Annotated in this window: 9 protein-coding genes; 4 read left to right on the top strand and 5 right to left on the bottom strand. The window is 43.3% G+C overall.

Translation table 11 applies throughout. From position 1 onward, the window contains the following. The 5 genes from R7E78_RS15015 to R7E78_RS14995 all read right to left on the bottom strand — a co-directional run. Nucleotides 1-1,338, bottom strand: a 1,338-nt coding sequence (locus R7E78_RS15015) for a VWA domain-containing protein (protein WP_318058005.1), incomplete at its 3' end; no start/stop codon positions are given. Further along, the gene (locus R7E78_RS15010) at nt 1,331-2,335 is read right to left on the bottom strand and encodes a vWA domain-containing protein (RefSeq protein WP_047103941.1); all 1,005 of its coding nucleotides are present in this window, start codon (nt 2,333-2,335) and stop codon (nt 1,331-1,333) included. The genes R7E78_RS15010 and R7E78_RS15015, both read right to left, overlap by 8 nt. Further along, nucleotides 2,328-2,804 (bottom strand): DUF4381 domain-containing protein, encoded by a 477-nt coding sequence (locus R7E78_RS15005; RefSeq protein ID WP_047103940.1) that lies wholly within the window; start codon nt 2,802-2,804, stop codon nt 2,328-2,330. Before R7E78_RS15005 ends, R7E78_RS15010 begins: the two co-directional genes overlap by 8 nt. A gap of 37 nt (nt 2,805-2,841) precedes the next feature. Beyond that, a complete protein-coding gene (locus R7E78_RS15000) occupies nt 2,842-3,768 on the bottom strand; it encodes a DUF58 domain-containing protein (RefSeq protein ID WP_025768548.1) in 927 nt (308 codons plus the stop codon). A gap of 13 nt (nt 3,769-3,781) precedes the next feature. Further along, entirely contained in the window at nt 3,782-4,738 is a 957-nt protein-coding gene (locus R7E78_RS14995) for an AAA family ATPase (protein WP_025768547.1), read from the bottom strand. A gap of 310 nt (nt 4,739-5,048) precedes the next feature. Between R7E78_RS14995 and R7E78_RS14990 the strand changes: the two genes are divergently transcribed. The 4 genes from R7E78_RS14990 (at nt 5,049) to R7E78_RS14975 (ending at nt 9,019) form a co-directional block, all read left to right on the top strand. Beyond that, the gene (locus R7E78_RS14990; protein ID WP_318058004.1) at nt 5,049-6,965 is read left to right on the top strand and encodes a methyl-accepting chemotaxis protein; all 1,917 of its coding nucleotides are present in this window, start codon (nt 5,049-5,051) and stop codon (nt 6,963-6,965) included. A gap of 56 nt (nt 6,966-7,021) precedes the next feature. Beyond that, the gene (locus R7E78_RS14985) at nt 7,022-7,222 is read left to right on the top strand and encodes a restriction endonuclease subunit S (RefSeq protein WP_005375165.1); all 201 of its coding nucleotides are present in this window, start codon (nt 7,022-7,024) and stop codon (nt 7,220-7,222) included. Nucleotides 7,223-7,468: 246 nt separating this feature from the next. Further along, a complete protein-coding gene (locus R7E78_RS14980; RefSeq protein ID WP_021707603.1) occupies nt 7,469-8,137 on the top strand; it encodes a LuxR C-terminal-related transcriptional regulator in 669 nt (222 codons plus the stop codon). Nucleotides 8,138-8,365: 228 nt separating this feature from the next. Then, nucleotides 8,366-9,019 (top strand): LuxR C-terminal-related transcriptional regulator, encoded by a 654-nt coding sequence (locus R7E78_RS14975; protein WP_318058003.1) that lies wholly within the window; start codon nt 8,366-8,368, stop codon nt 9,017-9,019. The last annotated feature ends 19 nt before the right edge of the window (nt 9,020-9,038 follow it).

Here is a 9,038-nt window from a genome sequence, read left to right as displayed (position 1 = left end):
CTGTTTTAGCTTTTCTTCTACAACCGATAGGTTTTTCTTCGCGGCTTCAAAGTTAGGCTTATCCTCTAGCAGTTTTTTATACAAATCAGCCGCATCTTCTAATTGACCATTTTGAGCGAGCGAGTTGGCGAGGTTATAGCGGCCGTTAAGGGAGGCATCATGAGAAAATGCTTCGATAGCGGCTTCGTAGTCACCTTTTTGATAACTGGCGGCTCCTTTCCAGCTTGGGTTTGTAAATAGGTTTTGCGCCTGTTCATACTCACCTTGCTTGTAGAGTTCCGCTCCTTGTTGGTCGGCATTTAAGAACGGATTAGCTTCTGCATGCGGTGTCCACGTTACTGGGACTGCAGTCGCAACTACCATCCAAATCAGGCCGCGTCGAAACAGTAAAGCCGCAGGAATAAGTAACAACGGCAGTAACCAAAAGCCACTGTTGAGACGAGAATCAGTTTTAACTTCTTCGCTTTGGGTCGCAGAAAGCTGGCTACCAATGTTATTGGTAAAGGCCGCGATGTTTTCAACATCACGGTTGGTGTGTTGAATAGGAACAAATAGGCCACCAGTCTTATTCGCTAGCATTTGTAGATTTTTCAGATTTGTTTTCGCTACGACGGTTGTGCCTTGTGCCGTTTTTAGCAGAGAGCCATCGGGCAGCGCGATAGGCGCACCGTTAGGAGTCCCGACGGCAAGAACAGAAATGCGAAACTTTGTACCTTGGACTAAATCTAACGCGCGAGACAGCTCTGACGTATCAAGATCATCCGCTAACACGATGATATCGCCTTGTTGCGTGCCGGCTTGAGAAAACTGGTTGATCGCAAGTTCAATCGCGGCAGGCAGGTTTGCTCCTTGAAAAGGCATCAGCTCTGGTGACAAATTTTCGATAATGCCAGCAAGCGTGCTGGAATCAGTTGTCAGTGGACTTAAGTTATAGGCATCGCCAGCGTAAGCAATAAGTCCAGTGGCTCCCTCTTTCCATTTAGGCAGCAAATCGAGCGCCTTATAACGTGTTTGTGCTAGCCGATTGGGTTTGATGTCTGTAGCAAACATAGAGCGAGACATATCAAGCACCAAGATACGGTTTTGGTTTAACTCAAAGCTTGGTCGAGCATTGGACTGCCAGCTTGGCCCCGCTAATGAAATGCAAGTTATTGCCCAAGCTAAACCCCATAGAGTGAAGTAATGCTTAGACTGCGTGTTTTGTCCGAGCATCCGCGATAGGTGAGGGGCAATCAGTGTGGACTTTTGGGCTCTAAATTTGTGATTAAGCAAGAGTGCAATAGGGATCACGATGAGCCCCAAAAGCCAATAAGGATTGAGGAAAATAAACTCAGCCATGTTTTCTCCTTAATAGGAATAACAATACCGACAATACAAATGCAGCGCTTAATGGATATGGAAACCATTCAGACTGAGGGCGCCAAGTTTGTGTGTCGCTAGATACGGGTTCTAGCTGGTTGATGGTGTCATAAATCTTTTCGAGCTCTTCTGTATCTCGCGCTCGAAAATATTGTCCACCTGTCACCTCTGCCACTTTAGTCAGTGTTTGTTCATCTAAGTCGGCTGCGGTGTTGACTTTGCGAGTCATGAAAAACTCTTTTACCATCATTTCACCAGCGCCCACGCCCACGGTGTAAACAGTGGCGTTGTATTTTTTCGCAATTTCCGCTGCTTCTAGCGGCTCGAGCACCCCTGCAGTATTGCTGCCGTCACTGAGCAAAATCATGACTCGTTGGGGAGCATCACTGTCTACAAAGGTTTTTGTGCCTAACCCAATACCATCACCAATGGCGGTTCGTTGACCAACCAAGCCGATGACGGTTTGATTAATCTGTTGCATGACGCTTTTGCGGTCTGCAGTGAGTGGTGTTTGCAAATAAGCATGGTCGCCAAACAAAACAACTCCGAGACGGTCACCTTTTCTCTTTGCTACGAAATCAGACAGAACTTTTTTGACTGCTGTGAGGCGATCGATATATTCGCCGTTGAGTTCCATGTCTTCCTGCTGCATCGAACCGGACAGATCGACGACTAACATCAAGTCCCGATATTTGGGTTGGAATTCAACGGGATCGCCAAACCAAACTGGACGCGCACACGCGACGACAAGAAGGCCCCAGATCGCGATTGAAAGTGCTTTTTGCAGCGCTTGCTTAGGCTTGCTGCGATTCTCATTGGTTGGTAAGTACGCCAATTTGATCTCGGCTTGTTGAGATTCTTGTGGCAGGAACTTGTATACCAGCCATGGGATGGGCAACAAAAACAGTGCCCACCACCAGACAAATTCAATGTTTAGCCATTGGGCAAGATCGGTTATGAGTGTTTGCTCAGTCACGGTTATTTGCCTTTTTCTTTGGTGGCAAAGCGTAGGTTATCCAAAAGACACAATCGTCTACCAAGCTTTGATGCTGCCCTTGGGAAGAATTCTGATACAACGCTTCTTGCCACTGATGTTGTTTGTCTACGAATCGACTTTCTTTGGTATGGCTATCGAGAAATTTATACCAAGCGATTCCGGTTAATGGTGCGATCTCTTCACGCGGAAAGTAACTCAATGCTGCCTGGCGCAATATTTCCAGAGCAGAAGAGGGGGTATGAGGCGTGGTAGGTTGAGTTAAAAGTGTTAATGCTGTCTTTTTTGCGCGTAAGTGTTTTTTACGCCATCTCACATAAAGACAAATGCCGAAAACGAAGAGCAAGGTGGCTGCAAGCACCACCCACCATCCCCAAGCGAGCGGAAACCAATCCGGAGCGTTTGGCAAAATCAAAGGTTCAAGGTCTAGGCTTTGGTTGTTTGTTGTCATTATTATTACTGCTTAATAAATACTGCTTGTCAGTTTGTTAGCTTAATTGTGAAATTAAGGGCCAGCCACTTGATAGCGTGTTAAATGGAATTGCTATCGAATGGCACTGCTGCTTAATGGTTTCTTGATGTTGGGTAAAGTGGCTTTCGAGTTCTCTTCGTTGTCCTTTAGAGCCAAAGTTAAACCATTGACTATGCAGCCCATCCGAAGCTTTCACTTGACCTCTAAAGTCTGTTTCGCCTCTTTCTAACGGATCATAAAACTGAACGGCCCTTACGCTATTGTGTTGTTTGAGTCGACGTAGTTGTGCCAGTTCCGTTGGTGTTACGTGGGCAAAGTCACTGAGCATAATCAATTCGCTGCCTTTTGGGGTGAGCGTATGAAGTGTCTCCAATACTTGTGTATAAGGCAGTGTACGAGTGTCGTTGCTTGCAGTACGAGTTACTTGCGCATTATGTATGTCGACTATGGCGTTAAGAATCCGCAGCCCTTGTCTTTGTAAAGAAGAGGGGCGAAATTCAAGACATTGATGTCCGTCATCAATCACTGCGCCGATGCGATCTTTTTTAGCTAGAGTTAGCCAAATTAGAACACTGGCAAAGTGGGCCAATTGAACGGATTTGAGTACATACTTAGATCCAAAATGTAGACTAGAACTTAGATCAAGATAAAGAATGACCGCTTGCTCTTTATCTTCTGCAAACAATTTTGTATGTGCTTTACCGGTCCTAGCGGTGACTCGCCAATCAATGCTGCGAATATCGTCGCCAGGTTGATATTGGCGCACCTCCATAAAATCCATACCTCGCCCTTTTTGGCGACTGGTATGGTTACCACTCATCTGCGACCAGAGACTCTGTGCTGGTGGTAACCAACGTACAGATTGAGTGCGATATTGGAGCAGCTCTTCAAGGGTTAATGTCACCCCATTCGCATGAGGTGGTAATGAATGTGTAGCGGACATATCACTCACCTGTTTATGCACTGCCAACAAGGTTTAGCAGTTTATCGATGACCTGGTTTGCCGTAATGCCTTCCGCTTGAGCGTGGTAACTCAACAATAAACGGTGGCGCAGTACCGGATAAGCCATGGTTTGAACATCTTCCGGAGAGACAAAATCACGACCAGCAAGCCAAGCGTGCGCACGTGCACAGCGATCAAGAGCGATGGTGGCACGCGGACTCACACCCATTGACAACCACTTGTCCAACTCAGTGTCATATTCGTTGGCTTGACGTGTCGCCATAACTAAACGGACGATGTACTGCTCTATCGTTTCCGCCATATGAATATCCAACACTTCTTTACGTGCGGTGAATATATCTTGTTGGCTTAACATTGGGCGTTCAACCTTTGCTTCGCCTTTTGCTTCTCCGCGGTTAATACGCAAGATAGATAGCTCATGCTCCGCATCTGGGTATTCCACTTCTAAATGCAATAAAAAGCGGTCTAGCTGCGCTTCAGGAAGGGGGTAGGTCCCTTCTTGCTCTATCGGGTTTTGAGTTGCCATAACCAAAAACAACTCTGGCAGCGGGTAGGTATGACGACCTGCTGTGACTTGTTTCTCTGCCATTGCTTCAAGCATTGCCGCTTGTACTTTGGCTGGCGCACGGTTTATCTCATCCGCAAGAATAAGCGAGTTGAAGATAGGACCTGATTGGAAAGTGAATTCTCCGGTTTCGGGACGGAAGATATCGGTGCCGGTTAAATCGGCTGGCAGCAAATCAGGGGTGAACTGAATGCGGTGGAAGTCGCCTTCAACACAGTCTGAGAGTGATTTTACTGCACGGGTTTTTGCTAACCCAGGAGGGCCTTCAACTAAAATATGCCCATCCGCAAGAAGCGCAACAAGCAGTTGCTTTACCAGATCTTGCTGTCCGATGATCTGCGACTCTAAGTATTGCTGAAGAGTTTCGAAGTTAGATTTATGCATGCTTTGGACTCTCGGTATCCATGTGATTTTCGTGTTGAGTATTGGTCATTTTCCATGTGAAAAAAGTTCCAACGCTCTATTGCAATTTATCTTTTCAATATTGGGACGCTACAGAGAATTGCAAGTACGTGCTATCTCTGAAAGTGCTTATTTGACAGTGTGTTACATTTATTTTTCATAATATAATGAGAAATGCCTCTAGTTTTGTACATATGAGCCGATAAAGATTCCGTGGTGTGCGTGTCATGAGATATGCACCTGATTCCCCTTGTGGGGCCAATAACAAGTGATTCTTTTAAAAGGTCCGAATATGTTGAAACTTCATTCCTTGAGCATCAAACAGAAGGTTGTACTTGGCATTACGTTTGCTGTTCTAGCATCAACAATCATTGTTGGTGTTATGGCTCAGCGTCATGCGAGAGATGTATTGAGCCATCGTCTTATTGACATCGAGCTACCTGCGATGTTGCAGCAAATCAATACCGAAATTGACCGCGAAGTTGTCGAAATGCAACAAGCGGCAAAACAGCTGGCTACAAACGAATTTATTGTTGAAGCCCTATCTAATACAGACCGTGATCCGTCAGTAGAAGTTCAGTTGGTTCAGCAGCTCAATAACGTTAAATCACAGTATGGTCTTAATGATGCGTCGGTAGCGAATCGTCAAACGGCATATTACTGGAATCAAAACGGATTCTTACGTCAACTTAACCGAACGCAAGATGCTTGGTTCTTTGGATTTACGTCGTCTGGTCAAGAAACGTCCGTGAGTGTGTTCCAAGAGGCAAATGGCGAAGTGAAAATGTTTGCCAATTTCCAAGATCTTAATGGTACATCAATGTCAGGTCTCTCTAAATCTATGGGAGACATGGTTGCTTTGCTCAATGGGTTTAAAATTGAAGATACGGGTTACGTGTTCCTCACTAATGAACAAGGCCAGATTCAAATACACCGCCAACAAGGTAAGAACCAAACTTCTATCACTAAACTATTTGGTAGTGACGCAAGTGCGCTGTTGAACAAAAATAGCTTCAACCTAATTAATGTGGAGTTTGAAGGGCAGGATACTTTTGTTTCTAGTTTGTATGTTCCTTCAATGAACTGGTTTGTTATTGGCGTGGTTCCCGTTGATGAAGTATTCGCAGACCTGAATGCGACAGCTAAAAAAATGCTGTTTACGACCATCATTGTTGCCGTTGTATTCATCCTCATGGGCGTATGGTTGGCAAACAGCATTACGAAACCAATCCGACTGATTGCCGATCGTTTTACCGACCTTGGGCAAGGTGAAGGCGATTTGGCGCAGCGTATTGAAATTAAGGGTAATGATGAAATTGCTCAGCTTTCAAAAGGCTTTAATGGATTTATTGAGAAGATTCATGCCACGATGAAAGAGGTTGCTTTAACCAGTGGCTCATTAAGTCAAGCGGCAGAAAGTGTGTCAACGAAAGCAACATCCACACACGACAACAGCCAAGAGCAGCGTGATCAAACCATTCAAGTAGTTGCAGCTATCAACCAAATGGGTGCGACCATCAGTGAAATTGCATCAAACGCGGCTACCGCTGCTGATACGGCAAATCAGGCTTCAGATAACACTCAAACTGGTCGAGAAGTTGTGATGAAAGCAAAAGAGGTGATCAGCCGCCTAGCCTATGATGTTGAAACAACCAATATTGTTGTTACGCAGTTGGCATCGACAACCAAAGATATTGGCTCGATTCTGGGTGTAATTCGTGACATCTCTGAGCAAACGAATTTACTTGCGCTAAACGCTGCAATTGAGGCTGCTCGTGCTGGTGAGCAGGGACGTGGTTTTGCGGTTGTTGCTGATGAGGTAAGAAACCTAGCTTCACGCACGGCCGATTCTACAGAAGAGATTCAGCGCATGATCAATCAGCTTCAAAGTGACGCACAAGACGCGGTAAATGCTATGGAAGCGGGCAAAGCGGTCACCATAGAAGGGGTTACTTCTACCGATGAAGCAGTCGAGGTATTAATCAGTATTTCTGAACGAATCACCGACATCTCTGATCGTAATACACAAGTTGCAACGGCGACGGAAGAGCAATCCACGGTGGTGCATACCATTAATCAAAATATCGAAGAAATCAACGCGATAAATGAAATGACAACCGCGACAGCAGAAGAGTTGGCGGATGCAAGTCGCGATCTTCAAGCGCTCTCTTCTCGTTTAGACAAGATGGTTGGTAGCTTCAAGTTATAGAGTTGGATAGAATAGGCGAAGTTTAAAAGTTCAATCATTAATTTTAGGTAAGTACTATGAATGACTTCGAAAAAGAACTAGAGCAAATTTCTCAAGAAACCGCTCAGGAGCCAGAAGTAAAACTGCCGTCGCTAGAAGAGCAAAAAGCGATCGTCGCTGAGCTGAAAAAGCTGGAAGCGGAAGGTAAGCTGACGCCAGAAGTGTTAGAACAACACTTTGGTAAGTTTAACCAAAAAAACGCAGTTCCAATCCACTAAGTTAGGTGGTGTTTTGCCTCTAACGTGCGTGATTAAATCACCTGCTCAAACACAAAAAGGGAGTTTATACTCCCTTTTTTAATGTCTGAAAAATGCTAATACCTCTCACATACTTGCCACTTAAAAATTATTGACACTTCAATGAGTTATTAATTAGTACTAGTGATTTTCATACTTGACAATACTACCGCTCTATCTAAATCTATTGCGTATTTCAATAGAAACGACCAAGGGAATGCGATCAGGATGGAGCAGCAAAAAAAAAGAAACGTTATTTTAATCACGGAGGGAAGTCTACAGTCATCTCTGTTGAAAGATGTATTGGAGACCAAACTCGGTATTAGTGTTGCTCTAATCACGCCAGATAATCTGATTCACGGAGTGTTACATGAATCTCTTGCATCAGCCATTATTGTTGATTGCAGCGTGATCACGGATGAAATTTTTCGCCGTTATGCGGAGTTTAAAGCGGCCAAGCAGAAAGACACGCTTGAAATCTTAATTAATTGTGAGCAATCCATATCGACAGAAGATCTCTTTGCTTGGCGTACTTTGGCCGGTATTTTCTATACCTCTGATGATATAAAAACGTTGCAAGTTGGTATTGGTAAGGTGCTTCAAGGAGATATGTGGTTCAGCCGTAAGTTTTCTCAGCAGTACATTACTTACCTTCGTCGACATTGCAAACCTATAAATAAGAATGTTTCCGCTATTCTGACCAAACGAGAGCAACAAATAATTACCTTTCTTTCCATGGGGGCGTCCAATCAACAAATCGCCGAACAATTATTTGTCAGCGAGAATACGGTAAAAACGCATTTACATAATATTTTCAAGAAGATTGATGTGAAAAATAGAGTTCAAGCACTTATTTGGGCAAAGGAAAATATTTCAGACAACTCGTTAACGGTGTAATGCTATTGCAATATTAGGTTGCCTAATTTAGTAAACTCTTAATAATTTCTGTGACCTGAATGTGTTAAAAGTGTTTCTTTTATGAGAAACACTTTTTTTGGTTCTCTTTTTAATAACTTTAGAATTTAAAAAAGTAGCAAATAACTTTACTCTGTGAACTAGCACTTACATATCAAACTAAGTGCTGACGATTAACTACTAATTTAAGAGTGTTAAGTCACTGAAAGTATGAGAAACATTATGGAACAGTATATGGAAAAGCCTGAAATCCTAATGCTCACTCAACAAAGTTTACAGAGTGAAAACTTTAAGGAAATGCTTTCTAAAAATACAGAAACTAAAATAACGATCATTGATACTAAAAACCCTAGTTATCATGAACTCATTCCGGAACGCTACTTTTTGCTTGTTGATTTTTCAGTTGAGATTCCTTCCGAAACTTTAGTTTATTTAAAAGATAGTAATAAAGTGCTAGGAACTATAATGCTTAATCTGGGTTATGACTTAGACACAGAAGAACTCGCTTCTTGGCCTCATGTAAAAGGTATATTTGGTCCAGGAGATTCAATGGACAAGGTTTGTCAGGGATTAAAAGCAATAATAAAAGGGGATAATTGGCTGTCTCGAAGATTACTTGATCAGCTAGTAAATTATTATCGAGGCAGAGAAGTAAATAGCATTATCGAACCTGCTATTGAGGTTGAGCTTACTCGGCGTGAAGTTCAGGTTTTAAAAATGTTGAAAGAAGGTGGTTCAAATATGGAAATCGCTGATTCTTTATTTATCAGCGAGCATACTATTAAATCACATCTATACAATATTTTGGCTTTGTTGCTTAATTCGATGAGAAGACATGGTAGCCCCATGTTGTTCAGTTCTTAAACAACATACTGAGTTTCAG

The sequence above is a fragment of the Vibrio sp. YT-19(2023) genome (assembly GCF_033337395.1).
The sequence above is the reverse complement of the archived record's forward strand: the minus strand, read 5'-3'. Positions and strand labels throughout refer to the sequence as shown.